A 25,174-nucleotide genomic window follows, 5' to 3' on the forward strand; every position below is an offset into this window, starting at 1 on the left:
GGGGCGGTCGGACTCACGCCTGACAGCAGCGCTTGGCCTTCTTGCCGCTGCCGCAGGCGCAGGGGGCGTTGCGCGAGACCGGCGTCGGCGGCGGGTCGATGACACCGTCGAGATAGCGCCAGACGCCACCCTGGCATCGAAAGCGGGAGCGCTCGTGAAGCACTTGGATCGCTGCCGCCGGATCGAGAATCGGCCGATAGTAGGCTTTGAACTCGACCGTTCCACGATTTGCCTCGGTCTGCGTGGCGACGATCTCGAGACCCAGCCACTGGCTGTCGCGGACGTCGAGCGCCTCGGCGGTCAGCGCCGGGCGCGTCCGTGGCGCCCAGGTATCGAGCAGATAGTCGCCGAGGCCGCCCAGTGCAAACGCACTGTAACGCGAGCGCATGAGCTCTTCCGGGGCGGTGGCGATGGCCTCGCCCTGGTGCAACCGGCGACAGCAATCGCGGTAAACTCGGCCCGAGCCGCAGGGACAGACGCCGGTGTCGGCATGGGCGGCATCGACAGTGGGATCTTGAGTGTGAAGCACGGTCATTTGTCTCAAAATGTTACGAGAACGCTGAACTTAGCAGCAGCTTGTGATACAAAGCGCTTCTTGGGTTCCAGTACCAGCCACGCGACGTGTCGATCGACTATCTATGTTTCTGGACGAGTTTCATTCTACCGATGCGGATCGGGTTTGCATCACGGCCGAGCAGGCCAGTCGCTTCGCGAGAGAGATCGCGGGGGACTTCAACCCGATTCATGATCCCTGCGCGCGGCGGTTCTGCGTGCCGGGGGATCTGTTGTTCGCGCTGGTGCTCTCGCGCTATGGCCTATCCCAGCGGATGACGTTTCATTTCTGCGGTATGGTCGGTGACAGCGTAAGCCTCGGTTTCGTCGAGGACGCCGACGGCACCGTCGAGGTGGTCGATCAGGCCGGCAAGCGCTACCTGAGCGTGCGCCGCGAAGGCTGGACCATCCGTGATCCCGCCACCGTTGAGACCTTCACGCGCCGCTACGTGGCCTTCTCGGGGCGTAACTTCCCGCACTACCTCAAGCCGCTGCTGGAGGAGAAGGGCGTCATGTTCAACCCGCAGCGCCCGCTGGTGATCTATGACAGCATGGGCTTCAGCCTCGAGGATCACGATCCCTGCGATCTGGATCTGACCTTCGCGGGCGCAACGCTCGGGGTGAGTGGTAAACGGGGAGAGGCGCACCTGGAGTTCGAAATGTACTGCCACGGCAAGGCGGTCGGCATCGGTTCCAAGAAGCTGGTCATCAGCGGTCTGCAGCCCTACGACGCTGAGAAGATGGACGATTTCGTCACCAGTTTCGTCAAGCTTCAGTCCACCAGCCCCTGCTCGGCGTAAACGGTACTCGAGCGCGGCGTTGCCGCTTCGGTGGTGACGGGGGCGGTAAGGATCTCCACCCGGCGGATCGCCCATGAACGCACTGCGGATGAAAGAGTCGGTCACCCCGTTTCAATTCTTCGTCCTCGCGCTCTCCTTCTACGTCCTCGGCGCACTGGTCGCCGATACGTTCTTTCAGCTCCCCCCGGAGATCACCCGTCTGCTCGGCTACATGGACTATGTGGTCTGTGCGGTTTTCTTCGGCGATTTCTGCCAGCGTTTCTACCGTGCGCCGAGCAAATGGCGCTACATGCGCTGGGGCTGGCTCGATCTTCTTGCCTGCATTCCCGCCGGCTGGTTCCAGGCTGCCCGACTCGCTCGCGTGGTCCAGGTGCTGCGCGTGCTGCGGGCGCTGCGCTCTCTCGAGCTGATCTGGCAGCTACTGTTCCGCAATCGTGCCGAGGGGGTTCTCGCCTCGGCGGCTACGGCGACCGTGCTGCTGGTGATCTTCGGGGCACTCACCGTGCTGATGGTCGAGACACCGAACCCGGACAGTCCTATCGACACGGCAGAGGAAGCGCTGTGGTGGGCGATCGTCACGGTGACGACGGTGGGCTACGGCGATTACTATCCGATTACCACGCTGGGCCGGGTCGTCGCCGTGCTGCTCATGGTCTGCGGTGTCGGGCTTTTCGGTAGCTTTGCCGCCTATGTCAGCTCGCTGTTCGTCGAGGACCAAAGCGAGTCGGACTCCCGTCAGCACAAGGCCAATCGGCGCATGATGCGCCACATGATCGATCAGGTAGGCGACCTTCGACTGGAGATCGATGCCCTGCGCCAGGAGCTCCAGGATTACCGCCGTGAACGGCGCGAGCGGGAAGGCTACGGTGACGATGACCGGCCCCCCGAGTCACGGGATTGAGCGAAACCGCATTGCAAGAAAAATATAAGGGCGCTAATATAAATCCATAGCGCGGCGGTCGACGCTGCCGCGCCGGTTGTAATGTGTGTCGATGTAGACCGCCAGCCGCTGTTCGAATCGTCGATGCATCTCCTAGGCAACACCCCGCCTCACCCGCGCACCCCCTATTGCGCGGGTTTTTTTTGCGCTTCACTTGCCGCTATCCCGCGCTGCCTGTCGCCTATAGCAGGCGTGCCTCATCGATATCGGCATGGACCACGACGTCGCTTCCGCGGGTCATCAGAGACCGAACGCCGCGGTTGAGCGTGTCCACATTCATGCTCAGTCCCTCACACTCGATGCGATAGCGCACGATGCTGCCCAATAGCTGACGTGCGGCGATCGTGCCTCGACACCCCGGGCCCGGGTTGGCCGGGAGCGCCGGGGCGCTCTTTTCACTCACCAGGTAGAGCGCCTCGGGGCGCAGGGCAAAACATTGGCCTTCAATGTCTCGCCCCAGCAAGCGTGACGCCTGCTCGGCATCGAAGCGATTGTAGGCGCCGACGAAATTGACGACCGCCTCACTATTGGGCCGGGTGTAGAGCGATTCGGCGTCGCCGTGCTGCAGGATGTGCCCCTCGCCCATGAGGAAGATTCGATCGGAGAGCATCATGGCTTCTTCCTGATCGTGGGTGACGAACAGGGTCGTCAGTTGAAGCTGGCGCTGAATCTCCCTGAGCTGCTCGCGAAGATGCTGGCGGATCTTGGCATCGAGTGCGGAGAGCGGCTCATCCATCAACAGAATGCGGGGGCGGGTGATCAGCGCTCGCGCCAGCGCCACGCGCTGACGCTGGCCGCCGGAGAGCTGATGCGGGGACTTCAGCGCATGCGTGTCGAGCTCGACCAGCGCGAGGGCCTGCTCGACACGCTCTCGCCGCTCGGCAGCGTCCACCCGACGCATTTTCAATCCGAAGGCAACGTTATCGGCCACGCTCATGTTGGGGAACAGCGCGTAGTGCTGAAAGACCATGCCGATGTCCCGCCGCTGGGGCGGCAGATGAGTGATCGTTTCGCCCGCCACCTCGATATCGCCGGCATCCATGGGGGTCAGCCCGGCAATCGCCCGCAACAGGGTCGACTTGCCGCAGCCGGAAGGGCCCAGCAGGGTCACGAACTCGCCGCGAGCAATGTCGGCGTCGATCGACTGAAGCACGGGGGTATCGCCATAGGACTTGTGTACGCCGCGGAGTCGAAGATAGGGCGACGTCGAGGCGTCGGCGGTGGGCGAAGCGGGCGAGGAAGACGTCATAGTGAACGCTCCTTTGAGTCGGTGATCTCGCTCTTGCCGTTACCCAGCCAGGTGAGGATCAGTATGAAGGTGAACAGGGTGATCACGAGCGCGCTGGTGAAGTGGCCGCTTTCGCGCCGGACGTTGAATAGATAGATCTGAAGCGTCTCGAAGCGCGTGCCGACCAGCAGATTGGCGAACACGAACTCGCCGATGAGAAACGACAGTGACAGAAACACCGCGATACGAATCCCCAGGCGCAGATTGGGTAGCACCACGCGCAGGAACGCGACGAAGGGGCTGGCACCGAGCAGCTGTGCAGCTTCCATCAGCTCTGTCGCTTCGATGCCCCGCAGACTGTTGATCAGCGTTCGATAGACGAAGGGCAGGGCGATCGAGACGTAGGTGAAGATCAGAATCCATGGCGTGCCCACCAGGGGCAGAGGTCCCCCCGCGTAAAGCTGAAGTAGCCCCACCGAGGTGACCACCGGCGGCACCGCGAAAGGCATCAGGACCAGGGTGTTCATCCCGCGCTCGAGCCAGGCAAAGCGGGTGTGCGCGAGAAAGGCCACCGGCAGAATCAGCACCAGTGACAGCAGCAGGGCACCCGCGACGACGATCAGCGAACGGCCGAACGCCGCGAGAAATCGTGGTGTCTGCCAGAGCCGCTGAAGCCACTCGAGCGTCAGGCCATCCGGCAGTAGCGTCGCCCCCCAACGGGTGGAGATGGCGTACAGCAGCGTCGCGGCCAGCGGTAGGGCCAGCGACGTGAAGATGGGTACCAGAACCCACCAGTGCAGCGGCAGGGCACGCGGGGCTTGGTTGTTAGCGCTTGCCGGCATGGGGCCTCCCGCGCATCAGGCGCTGCTGGATCAGGGTCATCAGTGTCAGCAGTGCCACGGTGATGAGCGATAGGGCGCTCGCGAGATCCGGTTGCAGGAAGAGATCCCCCGACACCAGGTTGGCGATACGGATTGTCAGCAGGTTGTAGTTGTTGCCGACCAGGGCGAAGACCGTGGCATAGGTGCCGATGGCATTGGCGAGCAGAATGGAAAGGGTGCCGACCAGACTGGGCCAAAGGGCGGGTAGGCCGATATGCCGCCAGTAGTCGAACCTGCCGGCACCCAGCAGACTCGCGGCCTCGCGCCACTCCCGGCGCAGCCCGGCGAAGGCGGGTAGCAACAGCAGAATGCCCAGCGGGACCTGAAACCAGGTGTAGATGATCATCAGTCCGGTGCGGGAGTAGAGGTTGAAGGTGTCGACCAGCCCAAGACGTTCGAGCGCCAGGGTGAGGGTGCCGTTGGCACCTAGCAGAATGATGAAGGCAAATGCCAGCGGTACACCGGCGAAATTGCTCGTCATGTTGGTGAAGGCGATCAGCACGCGTCGCACCCGGCCGCCGGTGCGGGTGAGTCCGTAACAGGCAAACGCGGCGATAACAATGCCGAGGAGGCTCGAGACCAGGGCGATCTCCAGGCTTCTGAGGATTGCCTGGCGGTAGAACGCCGACGTCGCTATCTCGCGAAAGTGATCGAGCCCCCAGCCACCATCGACGCGAAACGCGCCAAGCGCCACGTAACCGAGCGGGGCGAGTTGAAACGCCCCGAACACCAGAGCGAAGGGGAGTAGCCACCAGAGTGCGAGCGGCGGACGGAAACGTCGTCTCACGAGGCTCGCTCCGGGGCGAGCAGGGCGCTAGCCACGGCTTTATCGTGGGACAGGCCCATCAATGTCGCCAGCGTGCCGCAGAGCTCGGTCTGTGACAGTCCGGTCACGCGCTGATTCGTGAACGCTCCGCCAAGGGTCCAGAGTGGCACCCGGCGCTCTTCGGCCAGCGTGCCCGAGTGGGAGCGATCGGCGTTCATGCCGTGGTCTGCGGTGACCAGAATCTGATAACCCTCAGCCATCCACAGCGGCAGATAGTCGGCCAGAGCGATGTCGGCCCGACGTGCGGCATTGCGATACGCCGGCGAGTCCGCCCCGTCGCGGTGGCCGACGTCGTCGATGTTCATGCTGTGAACCAACAGAAAGTCGGGCGCGTGGAGCTGCCTCAGCATCTCCGCATCGCTGAAGAGATGATCGTCGGGATAGTGGTCTCGCCAGTAGAACAGTCCGGCTTGAATCGCGGCGTCGGTGTCGTGGCGAAAGCGGTGTCGGGTGCGATCGAAGGGCGCTTCGACGTAGAGTTCGCTGACCCAGTGGTAGGCGGCGGCTGCGGTGCGCCGGCCTTGAGCCACCGCCAGATCGAAAAGGCTCGTTCCGGTGGAGCGGCGCACGACGTCGTTGTTGACGACGCCGGAGTCGACCGGGCGGTCGCCGGTGAGCAGGCACTCGTAAAGCGGGCGGGACATGGCCGGCAACTCACAGTCGAGAGCGTGGTAGGTCGCCCGGCCGGCCTCGCACAGCGCGTGCAGGTAACCCATGGCGTGCTGACCCACGTCGTGATTTAGACCGTCGAGCACGACCAGGATGACGCGTTCGGACATGATAGTGACTCCTGCCGCCCCGGCCGGGGCGGCATCTAGCGAGAAACGAGAGACGAGAGATTTAGCGTGGGGCGCGTTGGCTAACGCTGGTGCATCAGCACTTCGGACTGCCATAGCTGCGGCAGGCGATGGGCGCTCGCTTCCCACGCCTGAAAATCCTCGATGGGGCGAGCATTGGCGTATTCGCTGTCCGGCAGCAGCTTGGCAGCGACGCTGTCGTCGAATGTCAGGTACTCCGCGCGGATGGGGCGCGCATAGCCCTTGGCGAGGTTCGCCTGCCCCTCGTCGGAGAGAATGTACTCACGTGCCAGCTTGGCAGCGTTGGGGTGCTTGGCGTGCTTGTTGATGATCGTCGAGTAGCCAGAGACGACCGAGGCATCCGACGGGATGACCACCTCGAAACGGTCACGGTCGATCTGGTCGCGATAGTTCAGGGCGTTGAAGTCCCACAAGAGTCCCACTTCGATCTCTCCCTTCTCGAACGCCGCGATGTTGGGGTCGGCCAGTGAGAGACGTCCCTGCTCGGCGAGTTCACCGAAGAGCTCGAGCCCTGGCTGCAGATCACTCTCGTCTCCGCCCCGGGCGAAAGCCGCGGCCAGTACAGCGCTATTGTTCTGTGCGCCTTGGCCCACCGGCCCGACCGCCACGTTGTAGTCGCCCTCGAGCAGGTCCGAGAAGGCGTGGGGACGCTCGTCCTCGGCGACGAGATCCGTGTTGATCATCATGGCGATGGTGCCGGTGTAAGCGAGCATCCAGTGCCCATCGTCATCTTTTGCCCAATCGGGGATTTGATCCCAGGTCGTAGGCTTGTAGGGCTGCGTGACGCCCTGTTGAACGGCGATCGGACCGAACGCGATGCCGACATCGCCGATATCCGCGCTGGCGTTCTCGCCCTCGGCCTTGAACTTGGCGATCTCCTCGGCCGAGCTCATGTCGGTATCCCTGTGTTCGAGACCGTATTGCGCCTGCAGGTCCGCCCAGGTGTCTTTCCAGTTGGCCCAGCTATCGGGCATGCCGACGCTGTCGACCTGTCCCTCTTGTTGCGCGGCATCGATGAGCGACTGTGGAGCGGCGCTGTCGGCCGAGGCATGACCGGCAACGAGATAGAGGCCGAGTAGCGTGGCCGTGGAGAGCAAACAGAGAGGATGGCGAGGCGATTTCACGACGAGCGCTCCTGACAAGAGGATGACGTTGAGCTCGATAGCGAGCTGGTCTAGTCCAGTGGACCGCCAACGAGGCTATCGCCAACCTGTGACGCTCCCGTGTCAGCCAGATGGCGCGTCGATGACGGTCGCGCTGCCCTCGGCGCAAGGTCTTCGCGCCGGCAAGGGTGTCACGCGAGCGACACGCCCGACCGTTAGCGTTTCCGGATGTCTGATCGAGACCCGAGGAGGCCGGGATGGTGTCGACGAGTGACTTCGAATCGACGGAGGCGGCCCCGCCGTCGCGGGTCGCCGGGCTACGGCAAGCCCTGATCGAGCGAATCGGAGAGCTGCGTGCCGGCGGCGTGTCGAAGCTTCCCGCGGAACGTGAGCTGATGCGCTCACTGGCGACCACACGAATCACCCTGCGGGCGACGCTGGGTCAGCTCGAGAACGAAGGTCTGATCTATCGTGAAAGTCGTCGTGGCTGGTTCGTTGCCCCACCCAGGCTGCGCTACGACCTGCTGGCAGGGATTCCCTTTCCCGAGATGGTGACGTCGCAGCAGCGGCGTGTTGCCACCGAGGTGCGCTCTGCCGCCAGGGTCGCGGCACCCGCCAATATCGCCGGTCGGCTTGGCCTTGCCAACGGGGCGCCGGTCATCCGTATCGTCAGGGTCCGCTCGGTGGATGGACGACGGGTGGTCTATGTCGAGCATCATCTGCGCCCCGACTGCTTTCCGGGCATTCTCGACTTCGATCTTGAAGCGCAGTCACTGACCGCACTCTATCGCCACGAATACGCCATCCGGATTGTCGAAGTAACGTTCGAACTTGGCTCCACCGTCTTCGGTGGGCCCGCAGGCGAAGCCCTGCGCGTCGCACCGGGCGCTCCCGCCCAGCGCATCACGCGGATCAATCGTGACCAGCACGGACGCGTCGTCGACTGCGACGACGAGTACTGGCGCCACGACGCCATCGAACTCAGGCTGCGGGCGGTGCCCGAGCCCCCGTGACGCCAACAGCGCCGAAATGTCACTGGGCCGTGAGTGCCGCGCCGGTTAGACTGCGCGGCTTTCCCCACGACAGGACGATCGCATGAGCCAGCTTCCTCCCTGCCCGCAGTGCGGCGGTGAATTCACCTATCAGGACATGAGCCTCTTCATCTGCCCGGAATGCGCCCACGAGTGGTCGTCCGAGGCGGCGGCTCCCGTCGAGGAAGAAGTCAATACCGTGACTGACGCCAATGGTACGCCCCTCGTCGACGGCGATAGCGTCACGGTGATCAAGGACCTCAAGATCAAGGGGACGTCTCAGGTCGTGAAGGTCGGCACCAAGGTGAAGAGCATTCGACTGGTCGACGGTGATCACGACATCGACTGCAAGATCGAAGGCGTCGGCCCGATGAAACTCAAGTCCGAGTTCGTCAAGAAGGCCTGACTGACCGACCGACGGCCTGCGGCGCCGGGTGCCGCTTCCGGTGAAGATGCAGGATCGGGAAGGGGCGACCCTGGCCGTCGGTCGCGGAGCGGCTGACGCACTCGAACCCCAGGTGGCGGTAGAATCCGACGGCGCGCGTATTCTGCTCGTTGACGTCGACGCGCTCGATGCCGTGCGTGGCGATGGCGTGGCTCACCAGGGCGCGACCCACGCCCAGCCCCTGACAGCGAGGGGCAATGAACAGCATCTCGAGTTGATGGCCATCGACCCCGTAAAAGCCGGTCACGGTGCCTGCGTCGTCGAGGTGGACGACCAGTTCGAGCATCGGCAGATAGGCGCTGGCGATCAGGGGTTTCAGTACCGCGATCTCGTACGTTTCCAGGAACGCGTGCGATGAGCGCGTCGCGGCTTCCCAGATCTGGGTAAGCCGGTGGTAGTCCGATCGATCGGCGCGACGAAATGCCATGCGAAGCTCTGCAGTGAGGAAGGCCGGGGCGGGTCGTGGTCAAGAACGGGTGACAATCCGGCTCGTGTGTTTGTCAGGGTAACCGCAACGACCAGGGAGACTGGGGCATGTCGGCGTGGAGTTTATCGCGGTTGATGTCGGATTCCCCCCATGTCGAGACGCTCGCCGGTTTGACGTACGCCGAATGGGGGGCTCTCTATCCCCATGAGAGCCTGGCGCAGTGGACCGACGATCTACGTGCCAGCTGCGGCAGTGGCGGTGTCCCGTCGGTGTTTGTCGCCACCGCACCCGGGCGAGACGGTGACGTGGTGGTGGGAACGGCCAGCCTGCTGGAGGCGGATCTGCCGGTGCGGCCAGCGTACTCGCCGTGGCTGGCCTCGGTGCTGGTGCTGCCCGCGTGGCGCGGACAGGGAATCGCGTCTGCGCTCGTCGAGCGCGTGTGGCAAGAGGCCGAGGCCTCAGCCGTCGCGCGATGCTACCTTTTCACGCCGGATCGTCAGTCGCTTTACGCGAGGCTCGGCTGGCGCTGGACAGAGTCGCTGACGTACCGCGGTAACGCCATGACTGTCATGTGTCGCGAGAGGCGACGCTGACGTCGATGCGACGGCACCCGGAGAGGTTTAGCGCTCGTTACGCACCTCGTATTCTCCGTCGAGGACGCGCTGATCACCCGCTGAATGAGGCGTATCGGCGCTACCGCCGGCGTAGGTGGCCTGAGAGGCGCGGACCTGCTCGGCATGCTTTTTCATGCGGTGACGCAGGAACGGCAGCATCGCCCAGCCCACCACCAGAAAGAAGAGTCCCAGCACGGTGCCGATGATCAGTACGGCGCCGAACAGCAGCCAGGTCAGGACCAGGCGCAGCCCGCCGGAGCCGCGATTGGGGCGGGTCTGGTTGACTCGCTCTCGCCAGCGCTCGGCGGCGTGCCAGGCGGCGTTGTCGGTGCGACGATGTTGGGTCATTGCGGTTCTCCCCGTAGCGTGGGCGCGGTCGGTGCCATGGCTTCCAGCTTAGCCCTCGTGGCGCCCGACTGTCGCGTGCCGAGTGGGTGACGAGTGGGTGACGAGTTAGTGGGACGCGAGCGCATCGCGAGGCAGATCGACATCAAGGTCGCCGCCGCTGGCGTCGTAGCCCTCGATCTCGATGTGCCCATCGCTGTCGACCTCCAGCTCATCAATGCTTTCGAGTCCGCGGCGGCGTGCGGTATCGAGTGCCACCGTCAGTTCATCGCCGGTCAGGCTCCAGTCCGGTAGCGTCGATTGTCGCTGACGCTCGCGCATCAGGGCGCCGTCCTCGAGCGCCAGGCTTGCATCGAGTGCCCAGCCGTTCTCCCGCCAGCCTTCGATCTCGAGTTCGCCGTCGTCGGCGTCCGTTTCCAGTTTTTCGTAGCGGCTGAAGCCGTACTGAGACGACTGACTGAGCAGCGCCGCCAGGTCACCTTGGGAGAGTGTGGCGTCGTTGGCCATGGCGCCGGCACTCAGACCGCTGCCCAGGGCGACCGCGGGAAGCATCCAGAGACGATATTTCATGCGTTGACTCCTGGCCGATGAACTCAAGCCTCGCCGACAATCATTCCGCGCTCTGCGGGTTGTTCGGCGAGCCGTCGCATTCGTTATACGCGCGACGACCTTGCCAATAACTGACAGTGCGCTTCATCTTGGGTTCATCTCGGCACCCACGGATGGCCTCAATGATCTCGAGCTGTTCATTGGCGGTTAATCCCGATTGCGCCAGACTCGCGGCATGAAATGTTCCCTTCGCCTCTCCTCCCTTGTGGCCGGCGTCTGTCTGGCAGTTGCCGCGGCCTGTGGTCCGCCGACGGTGGCGCGCGCCGATGGTACGCACTGGCGGGATCTGCACCAGCAGGTCGAGGCCGGCCATCTCGTGGGGCTCAATGAGATCATGGACTGGCTTGAGGCCCGCTATCAGGGGCAGATCCTCGAGGTCGAACTGGAACAGAATGACGACAACGGCAGCCTCAAATACGAGGTTGAGATGATCGGGCCGCAGGGGCAGGTGGTGGCGTTCGAATTCGACGCCCGAAGCGGCAAGCTGCTGAGCGTCGAGGGCGTGAACATCGAAGCGATGCGGAAACCGTCGGTCGGCGACACGCCCCGTCGCCCCTAGCCGTCGGAACCCGTCGCCGCAACCCGGGGCCGGCCGTTCGCGCCGGTCTATCACTGCCCAAGCCCAAGACGGCGCCGAGCGGTAGACAAGAGGAAGAGGTCGATGAAGATCCTGCTGATCGAAGATGACACGGCGCTGGCCCAGGCGCTGATGGAAGCCTTGAAAGAAGCGGGGCTGCTCGTCGAGACGACGGGCACCGGTAGTGAGGCGGACTTTCTGGTGCGAACCGAGCGCTACGATGCCGTGATACTCGATCTGGGCCTGCCCGATGGCGATGGCACGCGCTGGCTTTCGCAGTGGCGCGAGGACGATATCGACCTGCCGGTGCTGGTGCTCACGGCGCGTGAACGCTGGTCAGACAAGGCGGCGGGCTTCTCCGCCGGTGCCGATGACTACGTGGTCAAACCCTTCGAGACGGCTGAGGTGCTGTTCCGTCTGCGGGCGCTGGTTCGCCGCAGCCACGGCCACGCGCACCCGGTGATCCGCGTGGGCGAGCTCACCCTCGACACCCACGCCGGCAGTGTCACCCTTGCCGGCCGGCCGATCACGCTGACGGCGCAGGAGTCGCGGCTGCTCTCGTACCTCATGCACGCCTCCCCGCGCATCGTCGGTCGCGCCGAGCTTGCCGAGCACGTCTACAACCGGGACCACGAGCCGGACTCCAATGTCATCGACGTCCAGATCAGTCGGCTGCGGCGAAAATTCGGGCGTGCTCGTATCGAGACCTTGCGCGGGCTCGGCTACCGGCTGGTGGATCTCGAGGCGCAGGCTTGAGCGACGCTCGTCTATTGAAGCGGCTGAAGCGTCGTCTCATGCTCGCGCCACTCGGGGCCCGCCTGCTGCTGGGGGCGCTGATGCTGGTCATCGTGCTGCTGCCGCTGGCGGGCGCCGGGCTGACCTGGACCTTTCGTCAGTCGGCGACCGCTTCCTTCGACAGCCGCCTGGAATCGCAGCTCAATGCCCTGCTCGCGGGGATCCAGATCAACAACGCCGCCCAGAAGCTCAAGCTCAACCGCTCGCTGGGCGACGCGCGCTTCGAGCGCGCCTACTCCGGCTGGTACTGGCAGGTCACCGACGGTGACGATCTGACGCTGACCTCGCGTTCGCTCTGGGATCAACGGTTACCGCTGGTCTCCAGTGACGACGGTATCAATGTCTACGCAGTCGATGGGCCCCGTGGTCAGTCACTGCGCATGATCGAACGCGACGTTCGGTTGCCCAACCTCACTCAGGTCATTCGTGTCTCGCTGGCAGGTTCCACCCGCGAGCTGGATCGCGAGGTCGCGCGATTCGAACGGCTGCTGACGCTCTCGCTGGCCTCCTTCGCCGTACTGCTATTGGCCGGGATGGCGCTGCAGATGCGCTGGGGGCTGGCGCCGCTGCGGCGGATGTCGGCCAATCTACAGGCGGTGGAGGAGGGCGACGCCGAGCGACTCGAGACCGAACTGCCCGCCGAGCTCAAGGAGCTGGCGCTGGCGATGAACAGCGTAGTGGAGCGCGACCGGCGGCTTATCGAGCGGGGACGTGCGGCCGCCGGCAACCTGGCCCATGCGCTCAAGACGCCGGTGAGCGTACTCAAGACACAGGCCGAGCGCTTTCCGCCGGCGCAACGCGACCCCATTAACGTGGAGCTCTCGCGCATCGATGATGCGGTGCGCCACCACTTGGCACGCGCCTCCGCCGCCGGTGGCGTGGCCTTCTCCGGTCGGGTCGCCATTGATCAGGCGGTCGAGCCGGTGATTCAGGGGTTGACCCGCCTCGCCGAGCGTCGGGGAATTCGCTTTACCGCGGAGATCGATCCGCGAGCCACGGCACGGGTCGACCCGCAGGATCTGCAGGAGCTGACCGGCAATCTGCTGGAGAACGCGCTGCGCTGGGCCGACGGTCGCGTCACGCTGGTCGTGCGTCGCGTCGAGGCGGGGGTGCGGCTTCGCGTCGAGGACGACGGGCCAGGGATGACGCCGACCCAGAGCGAGGCGGCGCTGGCGCGCGGGGTGCGGCTGGATGCGGCCGGTGCGGGGTCGGGACTCGGGCTCGCCATCGTCGAGGATCTGATGGCGCTCTACGGAGGACGCCTCTCGCTCGAGACGGCCGCTATCGGCGGCCTGGCCGCCGATGTCTGGCTGCCGGCCTCGCCGGTCTCCCCCTACACGCCGGCTTGAACGTCTCAGTCGCCGCGTAGCTCCCCCCTGACCACCGAGCGAAAGCCGCGCCGCGCCGGGGAGTCGATGGTCGCCAGGGCGAGCTCGAGCACCTGCTGGGCGATCTTCACGAGGTCGTGGCGAATGCAGGGTATCTGCAGCCCGAACACTTCGCTGTATTCGATATCGTCGACGCTGAAGAGATGCACGTCGCGCTGGGGCGTGATGCCGTGTTCATGGCAGAGCTTGAGAATGGCCATTGTGATCTGGTTGTTGGCGCCCACGATGCCCTGTGGCCAGTCGTGGTCTTCGAGATAGGCGCGCAGCGCGCGATAGGCAGGATCGAAACTGAAGTCGCTGTAGACCACGTCGAGGGCAACGTCGCGACTCCCGATGGCCTCGCGCAATCCCGACATGCGACCGATCGACACCATGGAGTCGGCGGGTCCCGAGACCGCCAGCAGCCGTTCGAACCCTCGCTCCAGCATGTAGCGTCCCGCCCGATAGCCACAGTCCAGATTGTCGATGTAGACACCGCCGCTATGGGGCGCCTTCAGTTCGCGATCGACCAGCACCACGGGAATTCCGGCGCGGTCGAGCCGATCCAGGTAGGACGGGTGATAGTCGATGTCCGAGGAGATCACCGACAGGACGATCGCATCCACCGAAAACTCGATCAGTTTCTCGATCGACTCCGCTTCTAGCGTCTCCGACTCGTAGGAGTCGAAGGCCAGCACCGTGTAACCGTGCTCCCGCGCGGCCAGTGTTATCTCCCGCGTCAGCCGGCCGAAGAAGGGGTTGCCCATGTTGGGGTTGACCAGGCCGAGCGTGCGCGTCCTGGCGGGGCTTGCGGGCGCCGGTCGTGACGCGGGGGCATAACCCAGGTCGCGCGCCACACGCAGGATCTGGTCGCGCGTGTCCGCTCGCACCTTGTCCGGTGCACTGAACGCCCGCGACACCGTGATCTTGCTGACGCCCGCCTCTCTGGCAACGTCCTCGAGCGTGGTTCGCGCCATCCGCCTTCTCTCCTTCGATGATCGACCGGTGATTGTGAACGATGTGCCGGGCCGCGCAATGTCCACCGGCGCCACGCCACCCGATATGACTCGGGTCAGGGGGCGTGCGTCGCCGTTCGTTAAGCTCTTGTCGCCTTATCATTTGGCATCATTCTGAATCATTTTTAACCCCCTTTATCGATGAATCGTGATGATTACTAAGTCTATGTTGGCGCTTTATACCTTGGTCTTATTTTTTATAAACTATTGTTTGATAAGAACTTTGCGAATTACTTGCGGCTTGATAAACCGGCCGTTGTCTCTATGATATTTCGGTGATGTCGATGAGTTGAGCCGCATCATGGGTGGCATCGTCTCTGGGCGATTCCGAGGTGATGAAACCGCGATCGAACGGTCCAGCCGAGGCGGGCAGCCAGCGCGTTCTGTGCCGGCGCCCGCGGGCACGGCGGCCGTCGCCGCAGCCGGTCTCATCACGACGTTTCAGCGGAACGCGTCGGCCCGACGTCTGAGCACAACAACGAATGAAACGAGAGGAACGCCAGCATGAGAACAGCCTTACTGGTCGTGGGACTTGGCGCCTGCTCCGCCGCGATGGCGCAGAGCACCGAAATTACCGTCGCCACCGTCAATAACCCGGACATGGTGACCATGCAGAGCATGATGTCGGCGTTCAATGACGCGCACCCCGACATCCAGGTGAACTGGGTGACGCTGCCGGAGAACGAGCTGCGTCAGAAAGTGACCACGGATATCGCCAGCGGCGCCGGTCAGTACGACGTGGTGACGGTCAGCAACTATGAAACGCCGATCTGGGCGCAGAACGAGTGGCTCGCGCCGATTACCGAGCTGCCCGACGACTACGACGTCGATGACCTGCTAACACCGGTGCGGGAAGGACTCAGCGTCGATGGCGAGCTCTACGCGCTGCCGTTCTACGCGGAATCCTCGATGACCTATTACCGGACCGACCTGTTCGAGAAGGCCGGCATCGAGATGGCGGACAAGCCGACCTGGGATCAGATGCGTGAGTACGCCGAGGCGATCCATTCGCCCGCCGACGGCGTCTACGGCATCTGCCTGCGCGGCCTGCCAGGCTGGGGTCAGAACATGGCGCTGTTCGGCACCATGGTGAACAGCTTCGGCGGACGCTGGTTCGACATGGAGTGGAATCCGCAGCTCGATAGCGAAGAGTGGAAGAACGCCGCCAACGCCTATGTCGAGCTCCTCGACAACTATGGCCCGCCGGGCTCCACGTCCAACGGGTTCACCGAGTCGGAGACGCTGTTCGCCAACGGTCAGTGCGGCATGTGGGTCGATTCCACCGTGGCTGCCAGCTATGTCAGCGATCCTGCGACCTCGAAAGTCGCCGACAGCGCCGGCTTTGCGCAGGCGCCCTACCAGACCACCGAGAAGGGATCGAACTGGCTCTTCACCTGGGCGCTGGGCGTGCCTCAGTCCTCCCGGCATCAGGAAGCCGCCACCACCTTCATCGAGTGGGCAACCTCGCAGGACTACATCGAAGCCGTGGCCAGCGAGAAGGGCTGGCTGTCGGTGCCCCCGGGGACGCGTCAGTCTACCTACGACAGTGACGCTTACGTCGAGGCCGCCCCCTTCGCCCCGCTGGTCGAAGAGGCCATCAGCAGCGCGAGCCCCAACGACCCCAGCGCGCAGGAAGTGCCCTATACCGGCGTGCAGTTCGTCACTATCCCGCAGTTCCAGGCGATCGGGACACGCATGGGTCAGCTGATGGCGGCGATGCTCTCCGGGCAGCAGAGCGTCGATGATGCCCTGAGCCAGGGCCAGGCCTTCACCGAGCGGCTGATGCAGCAGACCGGCAAGCCGGAGTAGATCGCCGACCGGCGCCGTGAGATCACGGCGCCGACCCGCAACCGGTGCCCGCGCGTCGTCGACCTTCATTCCCGGTCGACGGCGCCGCGCAGCGGTTGGACTCTCTGGCTGCAACAGGGCAGCCGACACCCGCGGGAACCGCCCATGAAAGCCACTACTGCCACTGCTTCGGCGACGACGGCTGCCGAGGCTCCCGGCGCGCGATCGTTCGCGCGCACCACGCGCCTGTTGATGGCGCCTGCCGTGATCTTTCTGCTGATCTGGATGCTCATCCCGCTGCTGATGACCATCTATTACTCGTTTCAGCAGTACAACCTGATGATGCCGATGTACGACGGCTTCGCCGGATTCGGTAACTACGCCATTCTTCTGAGCGATCCCGTCTTCTGGGATTCGCTGGGCAATACGCTGATCATCGTGGTCGCGAGTCTTGCCATCACCGTGTCGCTCGGCATGCTCTTGGCGCTGCTCTTCAACCGCACCTTCATGGGTCGCGGTATCGCCCGCACGCTGGCGGTGGCCCCGTTTTTCGTCATGCCGGTGGTGACCGGGCTGATCTGGAAAAACATGCTGCTCCATCCGGTCTTCGGGCTGTTCGCCTGGATCGCACGACAGTTCGGACTCGAGCCCATCGTGTGGCTCGATCAGTACCCGATGGTCTCGGTGATCATCACTATCACCTGGGAGTGGACGCCGTTCGCGCTACTGGTGCTGCTGACCGGGCTGCAGTCGCTGCCGGAAGATCAGCTGGAGGCCGCGCGGCTCGACGGCGCCAGCGCCCTGCAGGAGTTCCGCCATATCGTGATTCCGCACCTGGGCCAGGTGCTCTATGTGGTGGTGATGCTTGAGAGCATCTTCTTTCTGACCTCCTTTGCCGAGATCTACACCACGACCAGTGGCGGCCCCGGCACGGCGACCACCAATCTGCCGTACTACATCTTCCAGACGGTGTTCCAGCAGTCCGACATCGGCATCGCCTCGGCAGCGGCGATCGGTGCCGTCATCCTCGCCAACATTTTCGCCATCATGCTGATCCGGTTCATCGCCGGAAACCTGAACGCGGGAGCTGCACGATGACTTCGAGCCGATTCTCCAACTTCGCCTTCGGCGTGCTCGCCTGGGGCGTCGCGCTGCTGATTTTCTTCCCGATCCTCTGGCTGCTGTTGACGGCATTCAAGACCGAGCAGCAGGCGTTCAGTGTCGATCCGACCTTCTGGTTCACGCCAACGCTCGAGAGCTTCCGGACCGCGCTCGCCCAGGGCAACGGCTACTGGCATTACGCCTGGAACTCGGCGCTGACCGCTGTTGCCTCGACGCTGGTCGGTCTGGCGCTGGCGGTACCGGCGGCCTATGCGATGGCGTTCTATCCCAACAAGCGAACCGATTTCCTGCTGGTGTGGATGGTCTCGACCAAGTTCATCCCGGCAGTGGGCGTGCTGATCCCGATGTTTCTGGTCTACAAGACGGTCGGCCTGCTCGATCATCCGCTGGGGCTGACGCTGCTGTTCACCGCCATGAACCTGCCGATCATCATCTGGATGGTTTACTCCTACTTTCGCGACATCCCCAAGGACATCGTCGAGGCCGCCGACATCGATGGCGCCAGCATTCTGCAGACGCTGTTCAAGGTGGTGCTACCGCTGGCGCTGCCTGGCCTTGCGTCTACCGGCCTGCTGGCGCTGATTCTGGCGTGGAACGAGTCGTTCTGGAGTATCACCATGAGCGACCATCGGGCGGCGACCCTCGCCGTCTACATCGCCTCCTTCAAGAGTGCCGAAGGGCTCTTCTGGGCCAAGATGTCGGCCGCCTCCGTGCTGGCGATCGCACCGATCATCGTGCTTGGGTGGTTCACTCAGCGCCAGATGGTTCGTGGGCTGACGTTCGGGGCCGTCAAATGACCGGCGGTTGCGCGGGTCGAGAATTTCTATCAGAGGGTTTTTGAGATGGCCATCGTCGAACTCAAGAACGTCGCCAAGCGCTACGGCAGCAGCGGCAGCAACGCGGTCGAGAACTTCAATCTGACCACTCGCGACGGCGAGTTCGTGGTGCTGGTCGGTCCTTCGGGGTGCGGCAAGTCCACCACCATGCGCATGATCGCCGGACTCGAGCGCAACACCGACGGCGAGATCCTCATCGGCGGCCGCGACGTGAGCCAGGTACCGCCGAAAGAGCGCGACATCGCCATGGTCTTCCAGAGCTACGCGCTCTATCCGCACATGACCGTCGCCGAGAACATGGCCTTCAGCCTCAAGCTCAAGAAACGCTCGGCGACCGAAATCAAGGCCCAGGTCGACGACGCGGCCCGGACGCTTGGGATCGAACAACTGCTCGAGCGCAAGCCACGCGAACTCTCCGGCGGCCAGCGCCAGCGCGTGGCCCTCGGTCGGGCGATCGTGCGGAGTCCGCAGGTCTTTCTGATGGATGAGCCGCTCTCCAACCTCGACGCCAAGCTGCGGGTCGACATGCGCGCCGAGATCGTCAAGTTGCACAAGCGGCTCAAGGTCACGACCTTCTACGTGACGCATGATCAGGTAGAGGCGATGACCATGGGCGAGCGCATCGTGGTGATGAAGGACGGCCAGATCCAGCAGATCGATACCCCCATCAACCTCTACGAACATCCTGCCAACCGTTTCGTCGCGGGCTTCATCGGCAACCCCTCGATGAACTTCCTGCGGGCGAGTCATGTCGACGGCGTGCTCGAGGGAGAGGGGTTTCGACTGACGCTGGATCCGGCTCACGCAAAAACGATGGCCGCCCGCGCCGGCGATGTCTGGGTCGGCGTGCGCCCGGAACATCTCGAGGACACCGACGGCGAGGGGAATGCGATCGCCGGCGAGGTCGAGGTGGTCGAGACGCTGGGGTCGGTGACCGTCGTCCAGCTTCGCGTGGGTGAGCGCTTCGTCACCGCGCAGCTCTCGGGCCATCGCCGGATCGAGGTCGGTGAGCGGCTGACGCTGGGCTGTGCGAGCGACAAACTGCATCTCTTCGATGTCGAGAGCGATGAAGTGATCGCCCGTAACAGCGTTTCCGCCCTGAATGCCGTCGCGACCTGAGCGGCGGCCCTTGCCGTCCTCAAGCGAGTGACTGAATCCTCATGCTTTCGTCCGCCGGCCCAACAGGAGCTGAATCATGCAGACATTGAATGCCGCCGCCCTCGATCGCCTCGACGTGACCGTTGCCAAGCCCGAATACGACCGTGCCCGGGTCACGCCCGGCATCGCCCATTTCGGCGTCGGTGGCTTTCACCGGGCCCACCAGGCGATGGTGCTCGACACCCTGATGAACGAGGGCAAGGCACTGGACTGGGGCATTGTCGGCATTGGCGTGATGCCGGGAGATCGCCGAATGCAGGAGGCGCTCGCCGCGCAGGACCATCTCTATACGCTGGTGGTGAAGTATCCCGATGGCGATTACCAGGCGCGGGTCATCGGGTCGATCGTCGATTACCTCTTCGCCCCGGATGACGTCGAGAAGGTGCTGACAACGCTCGTCGATCCGCAGATTCGCATCGTCTCGCTGACCGTGACGGAGGGCGGCTACAACTTCCATCCCGTCACCGGCGAGTTCGATCTCGACAATCCCGACGTCGCCCGGGATCTCGCGTCACCGACGACGCCCACGACGACCTTCGGCATCATCGTCGAGGCGCTGGCGCGTCGCCGGGCGCAGGGTGTCGAGCCGTTCACCGTGATGTCCTGCGACAACATCCAGGGCAACGGCGAGGTCGCCCACAAGATGTTTGTCGCCTACGCCCGGGCTCGAAAGGCCGAACTCGGCGCCTGGATTGACGCCGAGGTCCAATTTCCGAACTCGATGGTCGATCGCATCACGCCGGTGACCACCGCTGAGGACATCGAGGAAGTGCGTAGCCGCTTCGCGCTGGACGACCGCTGGCCGGTGGTCTGCGAGCCGTTTACCCAGTGGGTGCTCGAGGATCATTTCAACGCCGGGCGTCCCCCGTTCGAGCAGGCCGATGTCCAGGTGGTCGACGACGTCATGCCCTACGAGCTGATGAAGCTGCGCCTGCTCAATGCGAGCCACCAGGCGCTGACCTACTTCGGCTACCTGGCCGGCTATCGCTACGCGCACGAAGTCTGTCAGGACCCGCTGTTCGTGCAGTTTCTGCTCGACTACATGAACGAGGAGGCGACGCCGACGCTGTCGCCGGTGCCGGGTGTCGACCTCGACGACTACAAGCACACGCTGATCGAGCGCTTTGCCAACCCCGAGATCCGGGACACCCTGGCACGACTCTGTGCCGAGAGCTCCGATCGCATCCCGAAATGGCTGCTGCCCGTGATTCGCGCGCAGCTTGAGAGTGGTGGCGAGATCCAGCGGAGTGCCGCCGTGGTGGCGAGCTGGGCGCGCTATGCTGAGGGAGCCGACGAGCAGGGCGAGCCGATCACGGTCGTCGACCGCCTCCACGACGAGCTGACGGCGATCGCCCAGCGCAACCGCGGCGAGCCCGCCGCCTTCATCGAAAATCGCCAGCTCTTCGGTGACCTGGCTGACAATCCGCGCTTTCGCCAGGCGTATCTCGAGGCGCTCGAACGACTTCACCGCGATGGCGCCCGTGCCTGCGTCGAGTGGCTCGTCGCTCGCTGAGCCCTGCCTGACAGCCAGGGAATGTTCACATCAGCCATACAGGGGAGCGAGACGATGTACATCGGCGTGGATTGCGGTACGCAGAGCACCAAGGTCGTCGTGGTCGATCCCGACGGCCAGATTCTGGGTGAGGCGTCTCGTCCCCATCGGCTGGAGCAGGGGGACAACGGTCGGCGCGAACAGCACGTCAACGAGTGGACCGGTGCCTTTCGCGAGGCGCTGCAGGAAGCGCTCTCCCATGCCGGCGTCGAGGGGAGTGCCGTCCGCGGGATCGGTGTCTCCGGACAGCAGCATGGCATGGTGGCGCTGGATATCGAGGGCGAGCCAGTGCACCCCGCAAAGCTCTGGAACGACACCGAGACTGCCGAGCACAACGAACGGTTGATCAAGCGCCTTGGCGATGAGGCCGGCTGTCTCGACAAGCTGGGGCTGGTGCTGCAGACCGGCTACACCGCATCGAAGATCGCCTGGCTACGCGAGACGCACGCCGACGCCTATGCACGGATTGCCACACTGCTGCTTCCCCACGACTATCTCAACTTCTGGCTGACAGGGGAACGGGTGGCGGAGGCGGGAGACGCCTCGGGCACCGGCTATTTCGACACCCGCGCGCGAACCTGGCGTCGCGACGTGTTCGACCTCATCGCGCCCGAGCTGGACGCGGATGCCGTACTGCCAAGGCTGATCGACTCCGGAGAACCGGTCGGCCGGGTTCGCCCCGAGCTTGCCCGCGAACTTGGCCTGGGTGACGACGTGTGGGTTGCCAGCGGCGGCGGCGACAACATGATGGGCGCTATCGGCACCGGTAATATCGAACGCGGCATGATGACCATCAGCCTGGGGACGTCCGGCACCATCGCCGTGCACTCGCCGGACCCGGTCGTGCCGGACAATGCCATGGTCGCCAACTTCTGCGCCAGTCACGCCGGCTGGCTGCCGCTCATCTGCACCATGAACGTCACCTCGGCGACCACCACGCTGCGTGAGCTCGTCGGGCTGGATCTCGACGGATTCAACCGCGCCGTGGCCAGCGCCGAGCCGGGCGCCGGCGGTGTGACGATGCTGCCCTTCTTCAGTGGCGAGCGGGTCCCGGCGCTGCCCCAGGCGCAGGCGAGTCTGAGCGGCTTGACGAGCTTCAACACCACGCCGGCGAACCTCTGTCGAGCGGCGGTCGAGAGTGCGACCTTCGGTCTGCGCTACGGGCTCGAGCTGCTTGGGCCGCTTGCCGATCACGCCACTCAGGTGCGGCTGGTGGGCGGAGGGGCGAAGAGTCCGGTATGGCGCCAGATCGTCGCCGATATCCTGGATGTCGAAGTGGTCTGCCCACGGGTGACCGAGGCGGCCGCGTTCGGCGGCGCGATTCAGGCGCGCTGGTGCGACGATCGCGAGGGCGCCGTCACGCTCGAGTCGCTCTGCCGCAGCTGGGTCAAACTCGACGAGGCGACGCTCACCCAACCGCAGCCGGAGATCGTGGCGCGCTATCACGACGTCTACGCGCGCTATCGAGAGGCGCTCGCCGCGCAACACGACATCCGTTGACCCGGCCCGCGAGCCGGCGGCGCGATCAGGGATCGCGTCGGCGAGCCTCAACCAACGGTGTTATGCTTTTGGGATCGATATCGCGCCCGCACGACGGCTCGACACGACCGCGTGCCGCGATTTTCCCGAGGCGATTTCTATCAGACGACGATGGAGCGATTCATGACTCAGCAACTCGACTCTCTCAAGCAGGTTTCCATGGTGGTCGCCGACACCGGCGATCTCGACGCCATTCGTCGCTACGAGCCGCATGATGCCACGACCAACCCTTCGCTGATCCTCAAGGCGTTCGATCTCGAGGGCTATCAGTCGTTGATCGACGAGACGCTGACCCAGGTCAAGGCCGAGGTCAGCGACAAGGCCCAACAGGTCGAGGAAGCGGTCGACCGACTCTGCGTGGCGATCGGCACCGAAATCACCAAGCTGATTCCGGGGCGTGTATCGACCGAAGTCGCCGCCAAGCTCTCCTTCGACGAGCAGGCGAGCTACGACAAGGCGCATCATCTGATCTCGCTCTACGAGAAGCAGGGGGTGTCGCGGGATCGCGTGCTGATCAAGCTGGCGTCCACCTGGGAAGGGATTCGCGCGGCGGAGCGCCTCGAGAAAGAGGGCATCCACTGCAACCTGACGCTGCTGTTCTCCGACGCTCAAGCGCGTGCCTGCTTCGAAGCCGGGGTCTATCTGATTTCGCCGTTCGTCGGTCGTGTCACCGACTGGTACAAGCAATCCACCGGGACGGAATCCTACGCGCCGGACGAAGACCCGGGTGTGAAATTCGTGCGCGGCGTTTGCGAATACGCCAGCCGCTACGGCTACGAGACCGTGGTGATGGGCGCGAGCTTCCGTAACACCGACCAGATCCTGGCGCTCGCCGGGTGCAACCGCTTGACCATTTCGCCGGAGCTGCTCGAGGAACTCGCGTCCAGCGATGGCGAGGTTGCCCGCAAGGTGAGCGATGAAAGCGGCCGTGAGGAGCACCCTGGCAAGATCGGCGAGACGCAGTTCCGCTGGGAGCACAACGAGGACGCCATGGCGACCGAGAAGCTCGCCGAGGGCATTCGCAAGTTCGCCGCCGATCAGGGAAAGCTGGAAGGAATGCTGGAAAAGCGTCTAGGGTGAGCTAGTCAGCAACGGACCTCTGCCACGGAGCAGCGGCCGACACCGGTCTCGCGATGACCGGAACGACAGGCAAGACGATGGTTCTTTTTCTGCGCCGGCCCGTTCTCGGGTCGGCGCATTGTAGAGGCTTAACCATGCTTAGCTATGTTGCACTCGGCCTAATGGTCTTCGTGGCACTCGTCCTGTTCTACGGCATCATCGCGGTGCACGACATTCCCTACCTCATCGCCAAAGGGCGAGACCATCCTCATCAGGATGCGATTCACGTGGCGGGCTGGGTCAGCCTGTTCACGCTTCACGTGCTTTGGCCTTTCCTGTGGATCTGGGCCACGCTCTATCGTCCCGAGCGCGGCTGGGGATTCCAGAAGCTTCAGGTGGCGCAGCAACAGGAGGCGGTAGAGCTCCAGCAGCTGCGTGAGGAGCTGGAGCGGATGCGGGCGCGAGTCGATGCGCTGGAGTCGGCGGCGCCGACGCCCGGCAGCCGGGAGGCATAAGCATGGAGACCCTGATCGTCCTCACCTATGCCGCGATCTGCATCGCCATCTTCAAGATATTCCGAATTCCGCTGACCAAATGGACCGTACCCACGGCGATTCTGGGCGGCATCGTGCTAGTCGCCACCCTGGTTTTGGTGATGAACTACAATCACCCGTTCACGCGTCAGGTCCGCCAGGCCTACGTGGTCACGCCGTTGGTCTCTGAAGTCCGGGCCAAAGTGTTGAGTGTCGATGTGGCGCCCAACTCGCGAGTCGAGGCGGGGACGCCCCTGTTCACGCTCGATCCATCGCGTCATGAAATGCGCGTCGCGAGACTGACCGCGGAACTGGCGGATGCGTTGCGCAACTCTCAGGGACGGGTGGCCAGTGTCGGTGAGGCAGAAGCTGCCCTGGTGGCGGCTGAGGCCCGGCGCGATCAGGCGCAGCGGACGTTCGATCGCTATCGCGGCGCGGCATCGGCGTTCAGTCGCCAGCAGGTGGATCAGGCCCAGGAGCGGCGCGACACGGCGCAGGCTGGCGTGGTTCAGGCGCAAGCGGCAGTGGAGCGCGCGCGGGCGCAGCAGGAGACGTTCGACGAATCAGTGGATCCCGTCGTTGCCGCCAAGCAGGCTGAGCTGGAGGAAGCGCAGCTCGATCTGGCCAATACCGTGATCCGGGCACCCACGGACGGCTACCTCTCGCAGCTGGCAGTCCGGCCGGGCATGATGGCGGTTCCGCTACCCCTGCGGCCGCTCGGGGTATTCCTCCACGAGCAGAGCGGGACCTTTACCGCGGCATTTCGCCAACAGTCGCTGGCACGCATCAAAGCCGGTGCCCCGGCGGAACTGGTCTTCGATGCGCTTCCGGGAAGAATCTTCGAGGCCGAAGTGGTGGAGGTGCTGCCGGCCATCGCCGAGGCGCAGCTAGCCGCTGGCGAGAGGCTGGTAGGCGGTGAGGCTTTCGCCAACATGGATAGCCGGGCACTCGTCACGCTGGCGCTCAAGCCCGGGGAAACACTGCCGCCGCTGCCGCTCGGCGTTAGCGGACAGGCCGCCGTCTATAGCGAACACGCTCACCACATCGCGGCCATGCGCAAGGTACTGCTGCGCATGCTTAGCTGGCAGCACTATCTCTACCTCGATCATTGAGTCTGCGTCACTTTCGATCACTGGGTCTGCGCCTCCCTCTCGATCACTGAACCTGCGAATCCTTCCGGTGGCAGGACGGCGGGCTGCGTGCCCGCCGTCTC

27 protein-coding genes are annotated in these 25,174 nt (G+C 64.2%); 17 read left to right on the plus strand and 10 right to left on the minus strand.

The window, feature by feature from the left end:
* Positions 1 to 13: 13 nt before the first annotated feature.
* The gene (locus tag DOM41_RS08730) at positions 14 to 529 is read right to left on the minus strand and encodes a YchJ family protein (protein ID WP_245391781.1); all 516 of its coding nucleotides are present in this window, start codon (positions 527 to 529) and stop codon (positions 14 to 16) included.
* A gap of 109 nt (positions 530 to 638) precedes the next feature.
* Here DOM41_RS08730 and DOM41_RS08735 point away from each other — a divergent pair, with 109 nt between their 5' ends.
* Both DOM41_RS08735 and DOM41_RS08740 read left to right on the plus strand, forming a co-directional pair.
* Entirely contained in the window at positions 639 to 1,352 is a 714-nt protein-coding gene (locus DOM41_RS08735; RefSeq protein ID WP_110686432.1) for a DUF3581 family protein, read from the plus strand.
* 73 nt (positions 1,353 to 1,425) lie between these two features.
* Positions 1,426 to 2,253, plus strand: coding sequence for an ion transporter (locus tag DOM41_RS08740; RefSeq protein ID WP_245391782.1), 828 nt, complete (start codon positions 1,426 to 1,428; stop codon positions 2,251 to 2,253).
* A 220-nt stretch (positions 2,254 to 2,473) separates the two neighbouring features.
* On the opposite strand, the gene DOM41_RS08745 is transcribed toward DOM41_RS08740, so the two are convergent.
* The 5 genes from DOM41_RS08745 to DOM41_RS08765 all read right to left on the minus strand — a co-directional run bounded on the left by DOM41_RS08745 (position 2,474) and on the right by DOM41_RS08765 (position 7,169).
* On the minus strand, positions 2,474 to 3,541 hold the full coding sequence (locus DOM41_RS08745; protein WP_110686433.1) for an ABC transporter ATP-binding protein: 1,068 nt from the start codon (positions 3,539 to 3,541) through the stop codon (positions 2,474 to 2,476).
* Positions 3,538 to 4,362 (minus strand): ABC transporter permease, encoded by an 825-nt coding sequence (locus tag DOM41_RS08750; RefSeq protein ID WP_110686434.1) that lies wholly within the window; start codon positions 4,360 to 4,362, stop codon positions 3,538 to 3,540. Before DOM41_RS08750 ends, DOM41_RS08745 begins: the two co-directional genes overlap by 4 nt.
* A complete protein-coding gene (locus tag DOM41_RS08755; protein WP_110686435.1) occupies positions 4,346 to 5,188 on the minus strand; it encodes an ABC transporter permease in 843 nt (280 codons plus the stop codon). Before DOM41_RS08755 ends, DOM41_RS08750 begins: the two co-directional genes overlap by 17 nt.
* Positions 5,185 to 6,006: an alkaline phosphatase family protein gene (locus DOM41_RS08760; RefSeq protein WP_110686436.1), complete on the minus strand. Its 822-nt coding sequence runs from the start codon at positions 6,004 to 6,006 to the stop codon at positions 5,185 to 5,187. The genes DOM41_RS08755 and DOM41_RS08760 overlap by 4 nt, the downstream gene beginning before the upstream one ends.
* 80 nt (positions 6,007 to 6,086) lie before the next feature.
* The gene (locus DOM41_RS08765; protein ID WP_245391783.1) at positions 6,087 to 7,169 is read right to left on the minus strand and encodes an ABC transporter substrate-binding protein; all 1,083 of its coding nucleotides are present in this window, start codon (positions 7,167 to 7,169) and stop codon (positions 6,087 to 6,089) included.
* A gap of 236 nt (positions 7,170 to 7,405) precedes the next feature.
* Between DOM41_RS08765 and DOM41_RS08770 the strand changes: the two genes are divergently transcribed.
* On the plus strand, positions 7,406 to 8,161 hold the full coding sequence (locus tag DOM41_RS08770; RefSeq protein WP_110686437.1) for a UTRA domain-containing protein: 756 nt from the start codon (positions 7,406 to 7,408) through the stop codon (positions 8,159 to 8,161).
* 82 nt (positions 8,162 to 8,243) lie between these two features.
* Complete coding sequence (locus DOM41_RS08775) at positions 8,244 to 8,585, plus strand: zinc ribbon domain-containing protein YjdM (RefSeq protein ID WP_110686438.1); 342 nt, start codon at positions 8,244 to 8,246, stop codon at positions 8,583 to 8,585.
* Here the strand turns inward: DOM41_RS08775 and DOM41_RS08780 are convergent.
* Complete coding sequence (locus DOM41_RS08780; RefSeq protein ID WP_110686439.1) at positions 8,572 to 9,051, minus strand: GNAT family N-acetyltransferase; 480 nt, start codon at positions 9,049 to 9,051, stop codon at positions 8,572 to 8,574. The two genes, DOM41_RS08775 and DOM41_RS08780, sit on opposite strands and share 14 nt — an antisense overlap.
* A 107-nt stretch (positions 9,052 to 9,158) precedes the next feature.
* Here DOM41_RS08780 and DOM41_RS08785 point away from each other — a divergent pair, with 107 nt between their 5' ends.
* Entirely contained in the window at positions 9,159 to 9,644 is a 486-nt protein-coding gene (locus tag DOM41_RS08785) for a GNAT family N-acetyltransferase (protein ID WP_110686440.1), read from the plus strand.
* Between the two features lie 27 nt (positions 9,645 to 9,671).
* Here the strand turns inward: DOM41_RS08785 and DOM41_RS08790 are convergent, their stop codons facing one another.
* Positions 9,672 to 10,013 carry a hypothetical protein gene (locus DOM41_RS08790; protein ID WP_110686441.1) on the minus strand — a complete coding sequence of 114 codons (342 nt, stop codon included), beginning with the start codon at positions 10,011 to 10,013 and terminating at the stop codon, positions 9,672 to 9,674.
* Positions 10,014 to 10,118: 105 nt separating this feature from the next.
* A complete protein-coding gene (locus DOM41_RS08795; RefSeq protein ID WP_110686442.1) occupies positions 10,119 to 10,580 on the minus strand; it encodes a hypothetical protein in 462 nt (153 codons plus the stop codon).
* Between the two features lie 214 nt (positions 10,581 to 10,794).
* On the opposite strand from DOM41_RS08795, the gene DOM41_RS08800 reads away from it, so the two are divergent.
* The 3 genes from DOM41_RS08800 to DOM41_RS08810 all read left to right on the plus strand — a co-directional run bounded on the left by DOM41_RS08800 (position 10,795) and on the right by DOM41_RS08810 (position 13,340).
* Entirely contained in the window at positions 10,795 to 11,178 is a 384-nt protein-coding gene (locus DOM41_RS08800; RefSeq protein ID WP_110686443.1) for a PepSY domain-containing protein, read from the plus strand.
* A 102-nt stretch (positions 11,179 to 11,280) separates the two neighbouring features.
* Positions 11,281 to 11,952, plus strand: coding sequence for a response regulator (locus DOM41_RS08805; protein ID WP_110686444.1), 672 nt, complete (start codon positions 11,281 to 11,283; stop codon positions 11,950 to 11,952).
* Positions 11,949 to 13,340, plus strand: coding sequence for an ATP-binding protein (locus DOM41_RS08810; RefSeq protein ID WP_245391784.1), 1,392 nt, complete (start codon positions 11,949 to 11,951; stop codon positions 13,338 to 13,340). The genes DOM41_RS08805 and DOM41_RS08810 overlap by 4 nt, the downstream gene beginning before the upstream one ends.
* A 5-nt stretch (positions 13,341 to 13,345) precedes the next feature.
* On the opposite strand, the gene DOM41_RS08815 is transcribed toward DOM41_RS08810, so the two are convergent.
* Complete coding sequence (locus tag DOM41_RS08815) at positions 13,346 to 14,335, minus strand: LacI family DNA-binding transcriptional regulator (RefSeq protein ID WP_110686445.1); 990 nt, start codon at positions 14,333 to 14,335, stop codon at positions 13,346 to 13,348.
* Between the two features lie 543 nt (positions 14,336 to 14,878).
* Between DOM41_RS08815 and DOM41_RS08820 the strand changes: the two genes are divergently transcribed.
* The 9 genes from DOM41_RS08820 (at position 14,879) to DOM41_RS08860 (ending at position 25,073) form a co-directional block, all read left to right on the plus strand.
* The gene (locus DOM41_RS08820; protein WP_110686446.1) at positions 14,879 to 16,183 is read left to right on the plus strand and encodes an ABC transporter substrate-binding protein; all 1,305 of its coding nucleotides are present in this window, start codon (positions 14,879 to 14,881) and stop codon (positions 16,181 to 16,183) included.
* A gap of 231 nt (positions 16,184 to 16,414) precedes the next feature.
* Entirely contained in the window at positions 16,415 to 17,260 is an 846-nt protein-coding gene (locus DOM41_RS08825; RefSeq protein ID WP_245391799.1) for a carbohydrate ABC transporter permease, read from the plus strand.
* Positions 17,257 to 18,081: a carbohydrate ABC transporter permease gene (locus tag DOM41_RS08830; protein ID WP_110686448.1), complete on the plus strand. Its 825-nt coding sequence runs from the start codon at positions 17,257 to 17,259 to the stop codon at positions 18,079 to 18,081. The genes DOM41_RS08825 and DOM41_RS08830 overlap by 4 nt, the downstream gene beginning before the upstream one ends.
* Positions 18,082 to 18,126: 45 nt before the next feature.
* Positions 18,127 to 19,239, plus strand: coding sequence for an ABC transporter ATP-binding protein (locus DOM41_RS08835; protein ID WP_110686449.1), 1,113 nt, complete (start codon positions 18,127 to 18,129; stop codon positions 19,237 to 19,239).
* A gap of 76 nt (positions 19,240 to 19,315) precedes the next feature.
* Positions 19,316 to 20,791: a mannitol dehydrogenase family protein gene (locus DOM41_RS08840; protein ID WP_110686450.1), complete on the plus strand. Its 1,476-nt coding sequence runs from the start codon at positions 19,316 to 19,318 to the stop codon at positions 20,789 to 20,791.
* Positions 20,792 to 20,845: 54 nt separating this feature from the next.
* On the plus strand, positions 20,846 to 22,330 hold the full coding sequence (gene xylB / locus DOM41_RS08845; RefSeq protein WP_110686451.1) for a xylulokinase: 1,485 nt from the start codon (positions 20,846 to 20,848) through the stop codon (positions 22,328 to 22,330).
* 162 nt (positions 22,331 to 22,492) lie between these two features.
* Positions 22,493 to 23,449 (plus strand): transaldolase, encoded by a 957-nt coding sequence (gene tal / locus DOM41_RS08850; RefSeq protein WP_110686669.1) that lies wholly within the window; start codon positions 22,493 to 22,495, stop codon positions 23,447 to 23,449.
* 134 nt (positions 23,450 to 23,583) lie between these two features.
* The gene (locus DOM41_RS08855) at positions 23,584 to 23,943 is read left to right on the plus strand and encodes a DUF3302 domain-containing protein (RefSeq protein ID WP_110686452.1); all 360 of its coding nucleotides are present in this window, start codon (positions 23,584 to 23,586) and stop codon (positions 23,941 to 23,943) included.
* A 2-nt stretch (positions 23,944 to 23,945) separates the two neighbouring features.
* A complete protein-coding gene (locus tag DOM41_RS08860; RefSeq protein ID WP_110686453.1) occupies positions 23,946 to 25,073 on the plus strand; it encodes an HlyD family secretion protein in 1,128 nt (375 codons plus the stop codon).
* The last annotated feature ends 101 nt before the right edge of the window (positions 25,074 to 25,174 follow it).

It is taken from the genome of Salinicola aestuarinus (assembly GCF_003206645.1).
Lineage (GTDB): Bacteria > Pseudomonadota > Gammaproteobacteria > Pseudomonadales > Halomonadaceae > Salinicola > Salinicola aestuarinus.

Bases quoted from the DNA above. Each gene is read 5' to 3' on its own strand.
- DOM41_RS08735 (WP_110686432.1), top strand. From the start codon at position 639: ATGTTTCTGGACGAGTTTCATTCTACCGATGCGGATCGGGTTTGCATC.
- DOM41_RS08740 (WP_245391782.1), top strand. From the start codon at position 1,426: ATGAACGCACTGCGGATGAAAGAGTCGGTCACCCCGTTTCAATTCTTC.
- DOM41_RS08745 (WP_110686433.1), bottom strand. From the start codon at position 3,541: ATGACGTCTTCCTCGCCCGCTTCGCCCACCGCCGACGCCTCGACGTCG.
- DOM41_RS08750 (WP_110686434.1), bottom strand. From the start codon at position 4,362: ATGCCGGCAAGCGCTAACAACCAAGCCCCGCGTGCCCTGCCGCTGCAC.
- DOM41_RS08760 (WP_110686436.1), bottom strand. From the start codon at position 6,006: ATGTCCGAACGCGTCATCCTGGTCGTGCTCGACGGTCTAAATCACGAC.
- DOM41_RS08770 (WP_110686437.1), top strand. From the start codon at position 7,406: ATGGTGTCGACGAGTGACTTCGAATCGACGGAGGCGGCCCCGCCGTCG.
- DOM41_RS08775 (WP_110686438.1), top strand. From the start codon at position 8,244: ATGAGCCAGCTTCCTCCCTGCCCGCAGTGCGGCGGTGAATTCACCTAT.
- DOM41_RS08780 (WP_110686439.1), bottom strand. From the start codon at position 9,051: ATGGCATTTCGTCGCGCCGATCGATCGGACTACCACCGGCTTACCCAG.
- DOM41_RS08785 (WP_110686440.1), top strand. From the start codon at position 9,159: ATGTCGGCGTGGAGTTTATCGCGGTTGATGTCGGATTCCCCCCATGTC.
- DOM41_RS08790 (WP_110686441.1), bottom strand. From the start codon at position 10,013: ATGACCCAACATCGTCGCACCGACAACGCCGCCTGGCACGCCGCCGAG.
- DOM41_RS08795 (WP_110686442.1), bottom strand. From the start codon at position 10,580: ATGAAATATCGTCTCTGGATGCTTCCCGCGGTCGCCCTGGGCAGCGGT.
- DOM41_RS08800 (WP_110686443.1), top strand. From the start codon at position 10,795: ATGAAATGTTCCCTTCGCCTCTCCTCCCTTGTGGCCGGCGTCTGTCTG.
- DOM41_RS08805 (WP_110686444.1), top strand. From the start codon at position 11,281: ATGAAGATCCTGCTGATCGAAGATGACACGGCGCTGGCCCAGGCGCTG.
- DOM41_RS08815 (WP_110686445.1), bottom strand. From the start codon at position 14,335: ATGGCGCGAACCACGCTCGAGGACGTTGCCAGAGAGGCGGGCGTCAGC.
- DOM41_RS08820 (WP_110686446.1), top strand. From the start codon at position 14,879: ATGAGAACAGCCTTACTGGTCGTGGGACTTGGCGCCTGCTCCGCCGCG.
- DOM41_RS08825 (WP_245391799.1), top strand. From the start codon at position 16,415: ATGGCGCCTGCCGTGATCTTTCTGCTGATCTGGATGCTCATCCCGCTG.
- DOM41_RS08830 (WP_110686448.1), top strand. From the start codon at position 17,257: ATGACTTCGAGCCGATTCTCCAACTTCGCCTTCGGCGTGCTCGCCTGG.
- DOM41_RS08835 (WP_110686449.1), top strand. From the start codon at position 18,127: ATGGCCATCGTCGAACTCAAGAACGTCGCCAAGCGCTACGGCAGCAGC.
- DOM41_RS08840 (WP_110686450.1), top strand. From the start codon at position 19,316: ATGCAGACATTGAATGCCGCCGCCCTCGATCGCCTCGACGTGACCGTT.
- xylB (WP_110686451.1), top strand. From the start codon at position 20,846: ATGTACATCGGCGTGGATTGCGGTACGCAGAGCACCAAGGTCGTCGTG.
- tal (WP_110686669.1), top strand. From the start codon at position 22,493: ATGACTCAGCAACTCGACTCTCTCAAGCAGGTTTCCATGGTGGTCGCC.
- DOM41_RS08855 (WP_110686452.1), top strand. From the start codon at position 23,584: ATGCTTAGCTATGTTGCACTCGGCCTAATGGTCTTCGTGGCACTCGTC.
- DOM41_RS08860 (WP_110686453.1), top strand. From the start codon at position 23,946: ATGGAGACCCTGATCGTCCTCACCTATGCCGCGATCTGCATCGCCATC.